This window comes from Photorhabdus viridis (genome assembly GCF_040256935.1).
GTDB lineage: Bacteria > Pseudomonadota > Gammaproteobacteria > Enterobacterales > Enterobacteriaceae > Photorhabdus > Photorhabdus viridis.
Window position 1 is genome coordinate 1 of sequence record NZ_JBEJZY010000289.1, and the last position, 418, is coordinate 418.

The window sequence follows — 418 nt, forward strand, 5'->3', positions numbered from 1 at the left end:
ATTATCGCAAAGGGTAGCATTGTTGCTGATTTCAAAGACAGTATCAACATCAATACCGCCCTTCCTTATGACATTAAAACTGTCTCGGAAGTTAATGTCAAAGAACGACCGGAAACCTTATCGGCAGAGAATATTATTCTCCATGCCGGTCAAGTTAATATCACTGATAAAATAAAGGCCATAAATGAATTAAACATTATCGCTGAAAAAGAGATTAATCTTAATGATGCAGCACTGCTGTCATCAAATAATTTATCCATGACAGCCATCAATAATATTAACTCTCTGCAAAGTGAGGTAACAGGGAAAGATATTACCCTTATCAGCCGTCATGGCGATATCCGGTTTCAGAGCAGTGAAAAACCCGGTTATTTTAATGCCGATAATACCCGTAGAATAAGTACATTAGATGCTAAGG

The 418-nt window shown here is 37.3% G+C and carries 1 protein-coding gene; it reads left to right on the forward strand.

The annotated features are described in order from the left end of the window. A partial coding sequence (locus tag ABR397_RS23400) for a hypothetical protein (RefSeq protein ID WP_350307790.1) occupies window positions 1-418 on the forward strand: 418 nt, incomplete at both ends.